Origin of the sequence: Aromatoleum toluolicum, from assembly GCF_012911005.2 — a bacterium.
GTDB lineage: Bacteria > Pseudomonadota > Gammaproteobacteria > Burkholderiales > Rhodocyclaceae > Aromatoleum > Aromatoleum toluolicum.
The window spans coordinates 77,265-92,504 of the sequence record NZ_WTVS01000290.1; the positions used below are offsets into that span (position 1 = coordinate 77,265).

Genomic DNA, 15,240 nt, shown 5'->3' on the forward strand with positions numbered 1-15,240 from the left:
ACGAATGACGAACGACGCCAATATCCGGCTGGAGTGCTTGAAGCCGGCCGAACGCTGGGCGCAACCGACCGGCGAGGAAGTCCGAGAGGTGCTGCGCCTGGCCGGGTTCAGCGGCAGCAAGGCCGCGAAGGCGCTGGGGCTGGGCGCGAAGGGCGACCGCACGATCCGCCGCTGGATCGGCGAGGACACCCCGATTCCCTATGCGGCATGGGCGATCCTGTGCGACCAGGCCGGGCTGGGCGTGATCTGGAAAGAGGATTGACGCCAAGGGAAAGGTTTTAGCGGCTAAAGTTTAGCCTTCGGATTCCGGTAAAGCGAAAAAAGTTTAGCTAAAGTGCTTGACAGGTTAGGGCATTTTGCCCTAATATAGCACTTGAAGGCCGGGCACATTGCCCAGGTCAACTACCGGAGAAAGTCCGATGAGCGACAACAAGATTATGCCCTGGATTGACGAGCTGGAGGGCGCGGCAGCGACCGACTTCCCGGCCCGCCGTGACGAGATCGCGGCCATGATGGCCGAGGCGGCCGAGCTGGTGTGCAAAGCCGAGGAACTGCGCGGCAAGGCGTACTTCGCCGGATGCTCCCTGGAGGGGCAGGCCAAGGGCCATTGGTCGATGGAAGCCGTCGAGCAGGCCAAGCGCCGGGCCGGCTGGTAAGAGCACATGGCCCGGTCGGCAACGGCCGGGCCTATCGAGGACGCCAAGAAGGAGTATTGCGTGAGCCGAGGCAAGATCAAGGGCGGCCCCAGGTGGAGGAACGCCCCGGAGTGATCCGGGGCGCTTGGCCTGGTGCTGGCACACCGTAACCATGCTTCCGAGTGGGAGCACCCAGCATTCAACACGTAAGCGCGTGGAGGGTCAAGCTATGTCCAACATCATCAAGTTCCCCAAGGAGATCGAGCAGCCCGCCGCGCCCGCGCCGGTGGAGCCTGCCGCCGCGTCTGCTGCCCCCAACAAGGCCCCCGGTGCTGGCCTGCTGGCCGGCCTGGTCAAGTTCGTATGGGTGGCGACCGTGCTGGTCTGGCCGATCCTCAAGTGGGTGCTGTCGATTGCCACCTTCTTCCAGTTCGTGCGGATGCTCTACCACTGGAACACGCCTGGCGTGTATGCCGGTTGGTCGTTCCTGGCGTACTTCGCGGTGCTGACCGCGATCACCTACTTCGTTTCGATCTACAAGCCGAAGGGGCTTTGACATGAAAAAACAGACCCTACCCTACCCGCCGGGATTCGTGGAGCCGAACACCGGCCGGGTGGCCGTCCTGGTGCGCGAGTACGCGGCCAGCGACTTGAACGGCGATGCGCCGGCCTATTGGTACAGCGCGCAATCCGAGGAATGGGGCCTTGACCCCTGGCGACTGGTGGAAGGCGTCGATCCGCACACCGCCGGCGGTCAGTTCGACGTGTGCTTTGCCAACGGTTCGAGCCGCACGGTCGGCCCGCTGATGACGTTCTTCATGAGTGCCGCTGACGCGGCCAGGTTGAACGCCAAGAAAGAAGATCACGCGCCCATTTTTAGCCGCTAAAACGCTTGACGCGGGCGGCGAGTTTAGCTAAACTTCTGCACATGGTCGGCGGCTGGCACCGCCTTTTGTTCAACAACCGGGTGTGGAGTTTATATGGGTGTTCTCCATGAAGAAACGGCTAACCGAAGCCCAATTCCAGGCGGCGATCAAGGGCCTGGAGATCGGGCAACAGACCATCGACATAGCGCGCGGCGTGCTGGTCGATGGAAGGCCCCAGGCCGAGTTTGTGGCCTCGCTGGGGCTGACCAAGGGGGCGGTATCGCAAGCGGTCAGCCGCGTGTGGGCAGTGGCGGGGGAAGTGCTCCCGCAGGGCTTCGAGCGGGTGACGGCGGTACTGCCGGAGCATCAAGCGTTCATCGTCAAGCGTTGGGAAGCCGACGCCAAGGGAAAGAGGAAACAGGAACCCAACTCATGAAAACACTGGTCACGGCAATTCAGAAAGGCGGTCAAGGCAAGACGTTCGCAACCTGCCACCTGGCGTTCGACTTCCAGGAGCGCGGCCTTCGGGTTGCAGTGATCGACCTGGACACCCAGGGCAATGCGAGCTGGACGCTGGCCGGCCACGACTCGGGCTATCCCGCCAGTCGCATGTTCACCGCCGGCGGCGACGAGCTGCGCGCCTGGTTCGCTGACCGGGAGGATGACGGCCTGGCGCTGATCGCGGCAGACGCCAACCTGGCGAACCTGGACAAGATGGAGCTTTCCCAGGCGGCCGCCGCGCTGCGGGCCAGTGTGGCCGCGCTGGGCGAGTTCTTCGACGTGTGCCTGATCGACACGGCCCCCTCCCTTGGCGTCGCCATGACGGCGGCCGTGCTGACGGCCGACTACATGCTGTCGCCCATCGAAATGGAGGCGTACAGCTTGCAGGGCATGAAGAAGATGGTCGCGGTCATCAGCAACCTGCGCAAGCAGAACCCCAAGCTGCGCTTCCTCGGCATGGTGCCGAACAAGGTGGACGCGCGGAAGCCGCGCCACGTCAACAACCTGGCGACGTTGCAGCAGGCATACCCGCAGCTCATCTTGCCGTTCAGCATCGGCGCGCGTGACAGCATCGCCGAGGCGCTGGGCGAGCAGATGCCGGTGTGGAAGATCAAGAAGACCGCCGCGCGGAAGGCCACCCAGGAGGTGCGTGCGCTGGCGGATTACGTGTTCACGAAGATGGAGATCGCGCAATGAGCGCCAAGACCAACGCCAAGAAGAAGGAGCAGGACAAGCCGCAATCGTCCGGGCTGGGCCTGGACGGGCTGGGCGACCTGGCCGGCCTGCTGAACGAGCAGCCGGCGGCCAACGCCGGCGGCGCAGGCCCGCAGGAGCTGCCGCTTGACCTGATCGACGAAGACCCGCACCAGCCGCGCACGGCCGACAACCCCGGCTTCTCGCCGGAGAGCATCGCGGAGATCGGCGAGACGATCAAAGCGCGCGGCGTGAAGTCGCCCATCAGCGTGCGCGAGAACCCGGACGCACCGGGGCGCTACCTCATCAACCACGGCGCGCGGCGCTATCGCGGCTCGAAGTGGGCGCACAAGACCACGATCCCGGCCTTCATCGACAACGACTACAACGAGGCCGACCAGGTTATCGAGAACCTGCAACGCAACGAGCTGACGGCGCGTGAGATCGCCGACTTCATCGGCCGCGAGCTGGCGAAGGGCAAGAAGAAGGGCGAGATCGCCAAGGAGATCGGCAAGTCGCCGGCCTTCGTCACGCAGCACGTCACGCTGCTGGACTTGCCCGAACCCATTGCCGAGGCGTTCAATAGCGGCCGGGGCAAGGACGTGACTGTCATCAACGAGCTGGTGACGGCCTACAAGAAGAACCCCGACGAGGTGGCCGCCTGGCTGGCCGACGACAGCCAGGAGCTGACGCGCGGCTCGGTGAAGCTGCTGCGCGAGTTCCTGGAGGACAAGCGCAGTCACGAGGACGGCGACCGTGATCCCAACACCGTCGATGCGCTGACCGGCAAGACCGACGCCGAGGCCGGCGACGGCGAGCAGGGGCCGCAGGATGATGACGCCAAGGGGAAGAAGGAGCCGAAGGAGGCCGACCCCGACAAGCTCAAGAAGGCCATCATCCAGGTCAAGCACGACGACCGGCCGGCACGGCTGATCCTCAACCGCCGGCCCCCGGCCGAGGGCTGGGCCTGGCTCAAATACGAGGATGACGGCCAGGAGTTCGAGGCCGACCTTGGCACCGTGCAGCTTGTCGCGCTGCTGGAGGGCTGACACGCCCAGCGCCGGGCATCGCCGACCACCGACCCCCACCCATCGCCCCGCCATCGAGCGGGGCTTTTTTTGCCCGCGTTTTAGCCGCTAAAAAAAGTTCAGCTAAACCGCTTGCGTAGTGTTGTATGTTGTAGTATGCTTCACGCTACAACATACAACCGGCCAAAGGAGGCCCGACATGGCGATCTCGAAGGAGCAGATATTTGCGGTGGCCGACGAACTGGACGCGGCCGGCCAGAACCCCACGCTGGCGAACGTGCGCAAGCAGCTCGGCAGCGGCAGCTTCACCACCATCAGCGAGGCGATGAACGAGTGGCGCGCACGCAAGGCCAGCCAGGCCGCCCCGATCCGCGAGCCGGCACCGCAGGCGATCACTGACAAGCTGGCCGAGCTGGGCGGCGACTTGTGGGCCGTGGCGCTGGAAATGGCGAACAACCGCCTGGCCGCCGAGCGCGAGGCGCTGGAGGCCGTGCGCCAGGAGACGGAAGCAGCGCGCCAGGAAGCCGCAGAGCTGGCCGACCAGCTCACCGGCGAGCTGGACGAGGCCAAGGCCCGCATCGCGGCCCTGGAGGCCGTCGAGGCGGCCGCCAAGGGCGAGGCCGACGAGCTGCGCGGCAAGCTCGCGGCGACCAGCGAGCGCGCGGCCACGGCCGAGGCCAGGGCCGGCGAGCTGCGCACGGAGCTGGATCACGCCCATCAGGAAGCCCGCCAGGCGCGCGCAGAGCGCGACAAGGCCCAGGAGAGGGCCACGGCCAGCGCCGACCAGGTGGAGGCCCTGCGGGCCGACCTCGCGGCCGCGAACAGCCGTACCGCCGAGATCGAGCGCCGCGCCGGCGAGCTGCGTGCCGACCTGGAGCGGGCGAACCAGGCGACCGACCAGGCGCGCGCCGCTCAGGCCGAGCAGCGGAAGGCCACCGAGGCGGCCGCCGCCGAGCGCGACCAGGTGCGCGCGGAGCTGGTGAAGGTGCAGGCCAAGGCCGAGGCGGCCGAGCAGGCCCACCAGGAGCAGCGCAAGGCGATGGCGGCCGAGGCACACCGCCAGGCCGAGCGGCTGACCGCCGCCCAGGGCGAGCGCGACCAGGCGAAGCGCGACGCTGCCCAGGCCCGCGAGGAAGCGGCCGGGCTTCGCGGCCGGCTGGAGGCCCTGGAAACCGTCATGGCGCAAGGCCGGGCGGCCGATCCGACCAGCGGCGGACGCAAAAAGACCTGATAAATCGGTTGGTTTTCCTTAAAATTACCCTGGAACCCTGACAAAACGCACAACCCGGCCGCTGGGAAGAGCCGGCCTCGCTTTGCCGAGGTCGGCTTTTTTGTTGGAGCGCGGCTTGCATGGGGCCACCATCACCCTTTTGAGAACTACGGCAACCATAGGAGTGCCCGATGAAAGAACGCCTCTTGGTCATGAACGGTCAACGCATCGTTCAGGCCGAAAAGGACGGCGCTTGGACGAATCAGAAAGTAGACAAGGCGGGCGCGTTGAAGCCCGGCATCTACAACCTGTACACGGCCCAAGCGGCCGACAAGAAGCAGACCCACGCCGGCGTGATCGTTCATGCCGACGCCACCAACGTGTACCAGCAGATCGGCAAGAACTTTGTCATGCACGCTCGGTCAGATTTCGATAAAGTACCTGAAATTGGGAGCGCAAAGAGCATCAGCTACAACGCCCAGGGCAAGGCGGCAGTCGCCGCAGAGGCCCCGAAACTGACGCGGGGGCGCTCCATGTAGCTTTAGCGGCTAAAAAGGAGGCACGCCCTTGAAACGACTCACCATCCCCGGCAGCGGCACCGAGAGCCGCGCCACCAAGCCGGCCCGCGTCAGCGCGCCGGCCACCCTCGGCGGTGCCGCCTTCGGCGCTTCGCGCGAGGACACCGGAGCCGACTTGCTGGAGGCCGCCCAGGCGGCCGAGATCGAGCAGCAGGCCACCCTAGAGGCGGCCCCGGTCGAGCAGTCCTACCCCGAAACCCTGGCGCTCTACGTGCAGGCCAAGCACGACCAGGTGGAGCACATCGAGGACAGGCTAGAAAACCTGATCGACCGGCAGCAGGCCCGTTTGCAGCAGACCCAGGCGTCCGCGCCTGGCCGGCTTTCCTTGCCCGGCTCTAAGCGAGCCTGGCAGAACCAGCAGGCGCAGCAGCAGGCCCGCTTGCAGACGCTTCACGCGCGCCTGGAGGCCGTCCGCGAGATCAAGGAAGGCATGGGCCTGCACTCGCCGAAGATCGAAGAGCTGGCGACGCGCAAGATGCGCGCCGAGAACCCCGAGCTGGCTTCCGATTGGGATGCCATGCGCGAGGCCGCCCGCCGGCATGAGCTGCTGATGCGCAAGCAGGAGCAGGAGCGCAAGCAATCCCAGGCCCAGGAGCGGCCAGGGAGATCGCAGTCCTTGGGCCTGTCAGCCAGGCCCGCATAAAAACGAAGCCCGGCGGTCGCCGGGCTTTTTTCTCGAGCATCGCCATTTCTGGCGAGGGAGGCCCGCCGAGGGCCTGGTGGAATCATCCTGCAGCATCGTCACAAGCGACGATGCCGGGAGCTGGCCAGCATCGCCGAACCTGGCGATGCCGCCGGCGCGGTCGACCATCGCCAGTTCTGACGATGAGATCCCGCATCGCCATCTACAGCGAGGCCCACAGGGCCAGGCCGGCGGCCACGACCGCCATGCCGGCCGCGACCATGTTCATCATGGCGACGCGCCGCGCCTCGCGGATCGGCGCGACGAGCTGCGCCGTCACCGCCTCAACCTCACGCCGCACGGCCTCGGCGGCCGCCTTCGCGCCCTCCTGCATTCCCCGCGTCATGGCGTCCTTGCTGGCCGCCAACGCCGCGTTGAGCGTCCTTTCCGCCTTTCCCTTGGCGTCATCACCCCATCGGTGGGCGATGGACTCCAGTTCCGACTTGAAGGCGTCCAAGATTTCCTGCTGGGCCGATGCGCTGTCCTGCATCAGCTTCATGTTGATGGTCTGGAGGATCAAGATCGGATCGTCGCGGCCCACGGCGATGCCGTGCTTGGCCGCGATCTCCCGTATCAGCTCCTCGATCTTGTCGTCGGCCGCCATCAGAGCACCGCCGCGTTTTCGAGCTGGGCGAAGAGCTGGGTTTTCACGATCTTGAGCCGCTGCCGCGTCATGATCGTGAGCGCCGAATCGGCCAGGGCCTCATCGAAGGTGCGCCGATCCTGGAGCATTTCGGCGAAGTCGCGGCCGTAGGTTTCCTCTTTCAGCGCCGGAATCTGGATGATGGCGGACACACGGCCCTTGTTGGTCGTGTACGCCTTCAACTGCTCGAACCCCTTGCCCTCGTGCTCGATTGGCCCCCAATACGGGTTCAGCCAGACCACGAACAGGCATTCGGCCGGGAACTGGCTGGCGAGCTGGGCGAAGCCGCTCACCGTGTCCACCAGGGCCTGGCCGCCGGTGACGACCGTATGCACCACGAGTTCGTGGCCCATGTCCTGGAGCAGCGCCGGCACCTGGTTGCTGATGAGGTAGGGGACGTCTCAGAAAACGGAAAATAAAGTACGTTAAGCCATTGGCATGGCCACCGCTCTCGCAAACGATCATTTTCAAGAAGCCACCGTGAGAATGCGGGCCGCGCCAGTGCTGGCCTTGTCCGTCCCGTTCTCGAAAACCGCTCTCGAATCGAGCCGCCGAGACTGCCGAGTTTCGAGAACAGCCGAAACGCCGCTTCCAGCGGCAGACGCCACACGCAAAGCCGCGCCGTTGCTGGATCGAGCATTCCTTAGCGTGCTTTAAATTCCGTTTTCTGAATCGACCCCTGTTCAGCAAAAAAATCGACCGCACAGAACGCGCTACAAGCGATTTTTCCGGGTGTCCGAGGGGTCAGGGCTGGCCAATGGTCAGAAAACGCCGTAGCGGGCCTCCTGCGCGGCCATTTCAGCCCTTTTAAGCCTTCATGCCCATCGCGGAAGGCTTCGCCCCTCCCTTTTGAAGACTTTTTGACGGTTGTGTAGCAGGGACGGTCTTCCACGGCGCGCAGCGCGCCCGGTTGAGCGGCCGGCGCGGCCGTAGGACGCGGCGGGCGTGATTTATCCGGTGTCTTAGCGCCCGTAGGGTGCCCCGCTTGCGGGGCAGGTCAGGACGGCCGCTTGCGGACGGCCTGAGCCGCTTAGACCGTGGTTGCAGGGCGGTGGAGCACCCCCGCCCGGCGCAGCCGGGCTTTGTAAGCACTCGCGCCAAGGGCGCGCACGACTTGGGGTGAGGCCGAAGGCCGAGGGGCAAAGCCCCTGGGGGGATGGGAGGACGGCGAAGCCGGCCGGGAGGGTTCGAGAAGGGGGGGCACCCCCCTTCGGCGGCGTTAAAACGTTAAATAAGAAGGCGTTAAAACGCGCGCGCGTGTTACGCTGTGGATAAGCTGTCGTAAGTCCTTGTCGCGTAAGACTTTTTCCAAGTGGCATGTACGCCGATAGACGAGAAAGCTGTACGCCGATAGACGAGAAAAACGTACCGCGATAGACGAGTGTTTGTACGTCGATAGACGAAACGGCCGGTTTTTCTGTGGATAAGTAGCCAAATGTACGCCGATAGACGAGTGTTTTTGGCAGTATCGGATGCTTTCAGCGTGGCAGCAAAAAAGGCGTTTTCGGATGCTTCCGGGCTAAAAATCCAATGCTGACGCGGGTTTTTCGGTAGTTTTGTCGCACAGGGGTGTGCGGTGATAGACGAGTAAACCGTACCGCGATAGACGAATTCGCGCAGTTTGGCAAGAAGGCGAAATGTACGCCGATAGACGAGTCCGGGCCGGCGCTGGCCAGGGGGCCACGATGGGCGGTTGAGGCTCTGCCGGTGGTCAAGCTGGGGCAGTGCGGCGAGCCTCTGCATGGGCGTCAGGCCAGCTTTTTTTGCAAGAAGTAGGACACCCAGGACAGCTTGCCGGCCTTGTTGGCCTCGCATACCAGTTTGGCGTTATCGCGGGTCATGATGACCAGCTTGTTGGGCTTCACGGACTCGTCGAGGAACATCCGGTAGTCGGGCAATGGGTCGCGCTCCACGATTTCCTTGATCTCCTGCTTGAAGCGGCGCAAGGTCTGCGAGCTGCCCGTTTTCTCCAGCAGCAACGGCAAGCTGATTTCCCACCATGCCTTATCGCCGCAGTGCTTGCGGGCCAGCTCGTACAAGCGGCGTTCCAGGGCTTGGCCAAGGCTGAAGTAGTCGGGGTGTAGCGTGAGGATGTCGAAGTCCATTGCGGCCCGGTAGAGCCATTCAGAAATTGTCAGTTCCAACTCCAGCGCGCCCTTGCCGTTCTTCGTCCAGGTCGTCACGCGGTAGTCTTCGATCAAGCCGAAGCCTTCGAGCTGTTCCTTCTCGTTCGTCTTGACGTTCGTTTCAATGGTGGTGCCCTTCAAGCGCCGGCACATGTCCACCACGCGCTCGTAGGCCGCGCCTCCGGTGCTGCGGCGCGTTCCCAGCAGAAACGGGTACACGTCCACGCGGACACGGCGCGAAACCTTGATGCCAGCATCGTGCCCTCGCACGATCTGGCTGATGCAGTAGATCAGGATGTCTTTGTCGAAGACTGTAGCCGCGCCCACAGCGGACGGGATGATGCGAATGCTCCGGCCTGCACGCGAATAGACGCGGATGCGCGTGTCGCGGTTCTTTGACAGGGAGAAGATGGGGTACTCCATTGAGGACACATCATCTTTAACGGGCCAATCATGGATCGCCTCAAGCACCACAAACAGGTCAGGTTGCACGGCGCTGGCCAGGATGTTCCCACTTGCCGGCTCATCGCCTCGCCCAAGTGGAAAAAGTGTTGCGCTTTCGCTGTCTGTGTTATGATGGGACATTCATTGCTCCTTATGTGTCTCTTGCTGCCAAGCGGGTTGATCCGTTAGGGGTTGATGATGGTCTTTGAAGTGCCCGGCCTGCTCGCCGGGCATTTTCTTTTGTGCGTTCCGATTCATGCCGTGGCATGGTGCTGGCCGACTGGCTGCACCGCCAAGCGCAGGCCCAGCGCCTTGAGCACGGCAGACAGGCTGCGCAGCTCCGGGTTGCCCTGGGGCGACAGCGTGCGGTAGAGCTGGTTGGCATTCAGCTCGGTTTCTTTGGCGATAGCGCGCACGCCACCGCGCGCTTGAGCCATCTGGCGCAGCGCCACCAGTAGATCGGCCGGTTCTCCATCCAGGAGAAGCTGGTTTAGGTACTCGGCCGCAAAAGCCGGGTCTTCCTTGAACAGTTCGGCCATTGCTTCGTCGTGGCTTCGATCCTTCATGCTGACCTCCGTTGCCAGTCTTTCCAAAACCCAATCGCGCGCTCGATGTCGGCGTCCTGGGTGCCTTTGTCACCGCCGCATAGCAGTAGAACTACCACCGCGCCCGCCATCGCGTAATAGACGCGGTAGCCGGGGCCTTGGTCGATTCGCAGCTCCCACACACCTTCGCGGCAGGGCTTGTGATCGCCAAAGTTCCCCGCCTCAATGCGGCCCACGCGCCTGACCACCTGGCCTTTTGCAATCGGGTCGCGCAGCTTCTTCAGCCACTCTTGAAACGGGTCGTGCTCGTCCTCGGTGATGTAGTGCCGAACGGTGAACATGTCCATATTATCGTTTATAAACGACAAAGGCGCAAGGGAGCACCCTGCGCCTCGTCTTGGTTGATCGCGTAGGTCATGGCGCGGCCACCAATAACTTGGCGGCCTTGCGCACGGCGTTCGTGGCCTTATCCAGCGCCTCGGCGCATCTGGCCGCGTCGTCGCACCCTTTCATTGCCTCGGCCAAGGCGGCCAGCTCCAAGGCCAAGGTTTCAGGAAGATCCAGCTCCACGCGAATGGAACTCACGCCCGGCGTCGTAGTTTTCTTGTATGCCCGCTCGATAGTGGCCACGGCTCCGCTGACACGTTGCTTGCTCATACCGTACTCGGTGGCCACGTCCACTTGGGCGCGTCCATCCACCAACACGGCGCGCGCCATTTCACGGGCTTGGTCGCCCATGCGGGTGTCGGCGGCAGCGCGGTCAAAGGCTTGCGGGGTAAGGCGTTTCAGTCTCATTGGGGCCGTCCGGTGCATCAGCGCGGTTTCGCGCGCGAAAGTTGAAAGAGAGGCGGCCAGCGGCCGCCCTCATAGAGAGGTCAGAAACGCCAGCCTTCCGGCATGTCGGGAGAGGCATTCCGGCCAGCGCCCTCGATGTCGGGATGCAGTTCTTCCCACAACTGCGCCGGCGTCTTGTCCTTCAGCTCGCCCTGGAGCTTCTTCAGGTACATGACAGCCCGCTCCGGGCCGATGCCTTCCAGCATCGGCAAGGTCATGGACAGGAACCCTTGCCACAGCACCCACTCGGTTTCGTGCATGTTGTGGCCCAGCGTGGTCATGTGGGTTTTCATGCTGAAGAACTGCGCCTGATTGGCTTCGCCCCACTCGAAGGTTTCTTCCCGCAGCGACAGCAGCTTTTCGTTGGCTCGCTCCTTCTCGGCGGCGGCCTTCTGCTCCGGGGTCAGCTCCATCGTCGGGAGGGCTTGCTGGCCGCGTCCCGAGGCGACGGCCGGGGCCGGTGCGGGGTCTTGGCCGCCGTCCTCGTCCTGGTCGCCGGCATCAGCTCCAGCAGCCGCACGCTCGGCATCCCGCTTGCGCTGTTCTTCCAGCCATGCAGGCGTCTTCTCCGGGGCCTTGTCGCCGGCCTTCTTGGCGTTGTCCAGCTCGATGCGGCGCTGGGCCAGATCGTCTTGCTGCTGCTTCCATGCCTTCATTCTGGCCAGCGTGTTGCGGGCTTCGTCGCGCGACAAGGGCAAGCCCTCGTTCATGCGGTGAGAGAGGCGCGAAAACTCGGTGTGCGTGTCCTCGATGTCGTAAATCTGGTTGAGGCAGTGAAGCACCTCGAAGTCGCCGCACAGATCGTTCTCCAGCAGCTCGCGCACCGGGTCTGCATAGCGGCGCACAGCCATGCGCTTGCTAACCCATGCCTCGCCACGGTTCCAGATCGTCATGGCTTCCTTGGTGCCGTACAGCTCCACGTCTTCGATCACGCCCATTGCTTCCTCGTAGGCGGTCAGGTCGTCGCGGTCGTTGTTCTCCGTGACTTGCAAACGGCGGATTTGCAGCTCGGTCAACCCCTTCTTGATGATGACGGGCACCTTGACCAGCCCAGCCAGCGGCGCGGCGCGGTAGCGGCGCTCCCCGACGATGATGCGGTAGCGGCCGTCCGCTTCTTCATGCACCACCAGCGGCTCGATGATGCCGTTCAGCTTGAAGCTCTCGGCCAGTTCCTCCAGGTTGCGGAACGTCTTGCGAACCTGCTTGACGCTGTAGATGCGCGCCAGTTCGATTTCGGCGTCGGCCGGCTGCACCGGCTTGACGGCGATCTGAGCCACGGCGGACAGCTTGCCCAGGTTGAGGCCGGGCTTTTTGTTGGTTGCGGTTGCGGTCATGTCCTTGTCCTTTTAGATCGCGGCTTTGTCGAAAATCTGGTTGCACACCGCTTTCATTTCGCGGGCGGCCAGGATTTGGCTTTCGCCGCTTTGCACGCGCCACACCGGCCGATCCTTGGCGTACTGCGTGGCTGCGCGGTCGTAAAGCACCCCTTCCATCACCACCTCGCCCAGCTCGTCGCGCAGTTGCTCCAGGGCGTTGCGGTCGAAGGCGCGGCGGGTATTGACGCGGTTGGCCAGCAGGCCCAGCGTCACAAGGTCGGCGTTCCATTCCAGTTGCTGCACGCGCGCAATGTCTTCAAACAGGTCGCCCAGGCCGTCGATGGCGTCTTGATCCATCGTGCAGGGGCACACCACGAAGTCAGCGGCGATCAGCGCGGCATACAGCGGATTCCCCAGCGTCGGGGCCGTGTCGATGATGCACACGTCGAAGTCTTTGGCCAGCTTGGCAAGCGCAGCGCGCGGGGCGTGCAGGTCTTCCAGCGGGCGGCTGGCCACGTCCACCAGCTCGCGGTCAGCAGCCACCAGCGCAGCGGACTCCCCGCACGGAAGCGGTTGCAGTTCGATGGCCTCTCCGTCGAACAAGGCGCTACCCGTCAGCGATTGCAGCTCGTCGCCCTGGTCGCCCACGGTACGCTCGCGCAGTGCCCGGAGGGTCTTGCTGAAGTTCTTTTGCGGATCGAGGTCAACGCACAGGACGCGCAAGCCGCGCTCGATGGCGAAGAAAGCCAGGTTTCGGGCAACAGTGGTCTTGCCGACTCCGCCCTTCTGGTTGGCGATAGCGATGGTTTTCATGATCGTTCGTCCTTTCCCTGGTTGTCGATCAGGCCGCCACCGACACGTCGGCAGGCTGGAAGCACAGCTCAAAATTCACCATGACTTGCAGCCAGTTCATAGCGAACATGTTGATTTGGGCGCGGCGCGGATTCACCGCACTGCCGCCCGTGTAGATCACCTGATAACCGAAGGTGTCTTCCATCTCCAGCACCTCGGCCAGCTTGTTGGCCATATCCACACGCAGCTTGAGCCACGGCGCAGGCATTACCGTGCCCTTCTTCTGGTTGTCGTCGGCCAGCTCGATCAGGCGCATGTCACCCTCGGCGGCCGCAATGTGGCAATACACGGCCATGTCGTCAGGGATTCGCGGAGGGGCGCAGAAAACCGCACCAGCGCGGGCGGATTGCAGGCTGGGGATCAGGTCGGCCAGTCGGTCAAAGAGGCGGGCATAAACGGTAGTACGCATGGTCAAAGCTCCTAAGTCATGTTGATGATGGTCTTCGGTGGATCGTCCCTTTCGCGTGCGAAAGATCGGTTCAGCGCCCCACTGTCTGCTCACAGTTGTTTCCGGGGTTCATCGGCCGTCCATCCGCTGCCGATGAGTTGAATTCTACCATAAAACTATTGACGGTCAATAGTTGAAAGCATGTTTTTTTCCAAGCCGCATAAGTCGATCAGCTCGCCCACGGAAAACTTGGACGGCCCAGCAATGGCGGTCAGAATCCGGCACAGCATTGCCGGTGCATTGATCTGCTGGAGACGCGGCGCAGCCGTGGCAACCAGCCGCGCCCGGCCCTCGGCGTACTCCAACTGGCAACCCTGCATCGCGCTGGCCAGGAAGAAGCCTTCGAGGCTTGAAGCCTCCAAGGCCAAGTCGTTGAAGGCATCCCCACCCTTGGCGCGCACGTAGCTGTCCGGGTCGTGGTCGCGCGGAAGGAAAAGGAAACTCACGTCGGCTGCGTCGGTGACATGAGGCAGGCACACGTCCAGGGCGCGCACAGCCGCCCGTCTGCCGGCGTCGTCCCCGTCAAAGCAGAAGATCACGCGCTTGGCCAAGCCCAGCAGCCGCTCCACATGCTGGCCTGTTGTAGCCGTGCCCAGCGTGGCCACAGCGTTCTGCACACCATGTTGGGCCAGACTGACGACATCCAGGTATCCCTCCACCACATAGGCGGTGCCGGTCGCGGCAATGGCCTCGGCCGCCTGGGTCAGACCGAACAGCACGCGCCCCTTCTGGAAAACTTCGGTTTCCGGTGAGTTGAGATACTTCGGCCCGTCGCCTTCGAGCACGCGGCCACCGAAGCCGATCACGCTGCCGGCGTCATCGAGGATGGGGAACATGATTCGGTCGCGGAAGCGGTCATAGCGGCGGCCGCCGTCATTGACCGCAACCAGCCCGGCCTTCTCCAAGGCCCGGTCGTTGTAGTTCGGGAATGCCTCGCGCAGCGCCTGGAAGCCGGCCGGGGCATAGCCCAAGCCATAACGGGCCGCGATGTCGCCGCGCAGGCCGCGCGCCTTCAGGTATGCAACCGCACGATGAGCGGCGCGGAGCTGGCCACGGTAAAACGATGCGGCTTGTGTCAGGTGGTCGATCAAGATGTGGGACATAGTTCAAGCCTTCGGGATGTTGAGAGAGAGGCGGCCGGTGTCGTACATGTGCAGCATGGAGAGGAAGTAGCTCGGATCGGCAGGCCACTTGCATCCCTGCCAGTACGCCAGCAAGGCCCCGCGCACCGGCTCTTGGTAGCCATTGAGGCGCCGCCGTGCCTCGCGCCACTTGTCGGCTCGGCGCTTGCGGTCAGTGGCTTGCTGACGCTCCCATTGCAGCCGGCGAGCCGTCATTTCCTCGTCCACGTCGATCTGCTCGGCCGCCACTTGGTCAGCGAACAGAGGAAGGGCCTCGCGCTCGGCCTTCTGCTTGCGCGCGAAAGCGGCACGCTTGCGCTCGGTGTCACGGAACTCGTACTTGCCGAAGCGATGGAAACGCATGGCAGGCCCTCAATGGTTCCAGTGCTTCCGGCCGTACTTTCGGCCGGCGATGGTGATGCGATCTTCGGCGTCGATGGGCACGCACTCGCGGCCGCCATCGGCCCGCAACACGGTGCATTGGCCAGCCTCGCCGGTCACGGTAGAGTCGAAGCCGCACACGTAGAACACCCAAGGGCTGTGCTCGTCCTCGCGGAACTGAGCGAACCCGTGGAAGTCCCGCTTCAGAGCCACGCCGCTCCGAGGAACATCCGGGCCAAAGTCGAAAGCGCCTTGATCTGCCATGCTGAAACTCCTACTCAACCAATGCCTACATTCTACCCGTCAAACTATTGACCATCAATAGTTTGTGAGAGAA

21 protein-coding genes and 1 pseudogene are annotated in these 15,240 nt (G+C 63.7%); 10 read left to right on the forward strand and 12 right to left on the reverse strand.

Translation table 11 applies throughout. From position 1 onward, the window contains the following. Positions 1–4: 4 nt before the first annotated feature. The 10 genes from korC to kfrC all read left to right on the forward strand — a co-directional run bounded on the left by korC (position 5) and on the right by kfrC (position 6,154). On the forward strand, positions 5–262 hold the full coding sequence (gene korC / locus GPA27_RS29245; RefSeq protein ID WP_011114067.1) for a transcriptional repressor KorC: 258 nt from the start codon (positions 5–7) through the stop codon (positions 260–262). Positions 263–419: 157 nt separating this feature from the next. After that, positions 420–656 carry a stable inheritance protein KleA gene (kleA, locus tag GPA27_RS29250; protein WP_011114066.1) on the forward strand — a complete coding sequence of 79 codons (237 nt, stop codon included), beginning with the start codon at positions 420–422 and terminating at the stop codon, positions 654–656. Between the two features lie 208 nt (positions 657–864). After that, positions 865–1,191 carry a KleE stable inheritance protein gene (gene kleE / locus GPA27_RS29255; RefSeq protein WP_011114065.1) on the forward strand — a complete coding sequence of 109 codons (327 nt, stop codon included), beginning with the start codon at positions 865–867 and terminating at the stop codon, positions 1,189–1,191. A 1-nt stretch (position 1,192) separates the two neighbouring features. Beyond that, on the forward strand, positions 1,193–1,522 hold the full coding sequence (locus GPA27_RS29260; protein WP_011114064.1) for a DUF2761 domain-containing protein: 330 nt from the start codon (positions 1,193–1,195) through the stop codon (positions 1,520–1,522). Positions 1,523–1,628: 106 nt separating this feature from the next. Continuing rightward, positions 1,629–1,937, forward strand: a complete 309-nt coding sequence (locus tag GPA27_RS29265) for a transcriptional regulator KorA (protein WP_011114062.1) — start codon at positions 1,629–1,631, stop codon at positions 1,935–1,937. Further along, the gene (locus tag GPA27_RS29270; protein WP_011114061.1) at positions 1,934–2,698 is read left to right on the forward strand and encodes a ParA family protein; all 765 of its coding nucleotides are present in this window, start codon (positions 1,934–1,936) and stop codon (positions 2,696–2,698) included. Before GPA27_RS29265 ends, GPA27_RS29270 begins: the two co-directional genes overlap by 4 nt. Continuing rightward, positions 2,695–3,744 (forward strand): transcriptional repressor gene korB, encoded by a 1,050-nt coding sequence (locus GPA27_RS29275; RefSeq protein ID WP_011114060.1) that lies wholly within the window; start codon positions 2,695–2,697, stop codon positions 3,742–3,744. Before GPA27_RS29270 ends, GPA27_RS29275 begins: the two co-directional genes overlap by 4 nt. A gap of 178 nt (positions 3,745–3,922) precedes the next feature. Then, complete coding sequence (locus GPA27_RS29280; RefSeq protein WP_011114059.1) at positions 3,923–4,954, forward strand: DNA-binding protein; 1,032 nt, start codon at positions 3,923–3,925, stop codon at positions 4,952–4,954. A 170-nt stretch (positions 4,955–5,124) separates the two neighbouring features. Further along, positions 5,125–5,472 (forward strand): IncP plasmid survival protein KfrB, encoded by a 348-nt coding sequence (kfrB, locus tag GPA27_RS29285; protein ID WP_000664557.1) that lies wholly within the window; start codon positions 5,125–5,127, stop codon positions 5,470–5,472. A gap of 28 nt (positions 5,473–5,500) precedes the next feature. Beyond that, positions 5,501–6,154, forward strand: coding sequence for an IncP plasmid survival protein KfrC (gene kfrC, locus GPA27_RS29290; protein WP_000826922.1), 654 nt, complete (start codon positions 5,501–5,503; stop codon positions 6,152–6,154). Between the two features lie 202 nt (positions 6,155–6,356). Here kfrC and GPA27_RS29295 read toward each other — a convergent pair whose 3' ends face one another. The 12 genes and pseudogenes from GPA27_RS29295 to GPA27_RS29350 all read right to left on the reverse strand — a co-directional run bounded on the left by GPA27_RS29295 (position 6,357) and on the right by GPA27_RS29350 (position 15,167). After that, a complete protein-coding gene (locus tag GPA27_RS29295) occupies positions 6,357–6,797 on the reverse strand; it encodes a conjugal transfer protein TraM (protein ID WP_000718516.1) in 441 nt (146 codons plus the stop codon). Then, positions 6,797–7,228 (reverse strand): annotated as a pseudogene (locus tag GPA27_RS29300) (P-loop NTPase family protein); the annotation flags it as partial. The pseudogene GPA27_RS29300 and the gene GPA27_RS29295, both read right to left, overlap by 1 nt. Before the next feature lie 1,356 nt (positions 7,229–8,584). Then, positions 8,585–9,547, reverse strand: coding sequence for a replication initiator protein A (locus tag GPA27_RS29305; RefSeq protein ID WP_004637268.1), 963 nt, complete (start codon positions 9,545–9,547; stop codon positions 8,585–8,587). A gap of 113 nt (positions 9,548–9,660) precedes the next feature. Further along, positions 9,661–9,972 (reverse strand): addiction module antidote protein, encoded by a 312-nt coding sequence (locus tag GPA27_RS29310; RefSeq protein WP_004637272.1) that lies wholly within the window; start codon positions 9,970–9,972, stop codon positions 9,661–9,663. After that, complete coding sequence (locus GPA27_RS29315; RefSeq protein WP_004637274.1) at positions 9,969–10,292, reverse strand: type II toxin-antitoxin system RelE/ParE family toxin; 324 nt, start codon at positions 10,290–10,292, stop codon at positions 9,969–9,971. Before GPA27_RS29315 ends, GPA27_RS29310 begins: the two co-directional genes overlap by 4 nt. Before the next feature lie 73 nt (positions 10,293–10,365). Then, positions 10,366–10,746 carry a TrfB-related DNA-binding protein gene (locus GPA27_RS29320; RefSeq protein ID WP_004637276.1) on the reverse strand — a complete coding sequence of 127 codons (381 nt, stop codon included), beginning with the start codon at positions 10,744–10,746 and terminating at the stop codon, positions 10,366–10,368. Positions 10,747–10,826: 80 nt separating this feature from the next. Beyond that, positions 10,827–12,119 (reverse strand): ParB/RepB/Spo0J family partition protein, encoded by a 1,293-nt coding sequence (locus GPA27_RS29325; RefSeq protein WP_009242143.1) that lies wholly within the window; start codon positions 12,117–12,119, stop codon positions 10,827–10,829. 12 nt (positions 12,120–12,131) lie between these two features. Continuing rightward, complete coding sequence (locus GPA27_RS29330) at positions 12,132–12,914, reverse strand: ParA family protein (protein ID WP_009242144.1); 783 nt, start codon at positions 12,912–12,914, stop codon at positions 12,132–12,134. Between the two features lie 28 nt (positions 12,915–12,942). Further along, positions 12,943–13,362: a hypothetical protein gene (locus GPA27_RS29335; protein ID WP_009242145.1), complete on the reverse strand. Its 420-nt coding sequence runs from the start codon at positions 13,360–13,362 to the stop codon at positions 12,943–12,945. A gap of 155 nt (positions 13,363–13,517) precedes the next feature. After that, positions 13,518–14,504: a DNA primase gene (locus GPA27_RS29340; RefSeq protein ID WP_009242146.1), complete on the reverse strand. Its 987-nt coding sequence runs from the start codon at positions 14,502–14,504 to the stop codon at positions 13,518–13,520. 3 nt (positions 14,505–14,507) lie between these two features. After that, the gene (locus GPA27_RS29345) at positions 14,508–14,885 is read right to left on the reverse strand and encodes a hypothetical protein (protein ID WP_009242147.1); all 378 of its coding nucleotides are present in this window, start codon (positions 14,883–14,885) and stop codon (positions 14,508–14,510) included. A gap of 9 nt (positions 14,886–14,894) precedes the next feature. Further along, positions 14,895–15,167 (reverse strand): hypothetical protein, encoded by a 273-nt coding sequence (locus tag GPA27_RS29350; RefSeq protein ID WP_009242148.1) that lies wholly within the window; start codon positions 15,165–15,167, stop codon positions 14,895–14,897. Between the last annotated feature and the right edge of the window lie 73 nt (positions 15,168–15,240).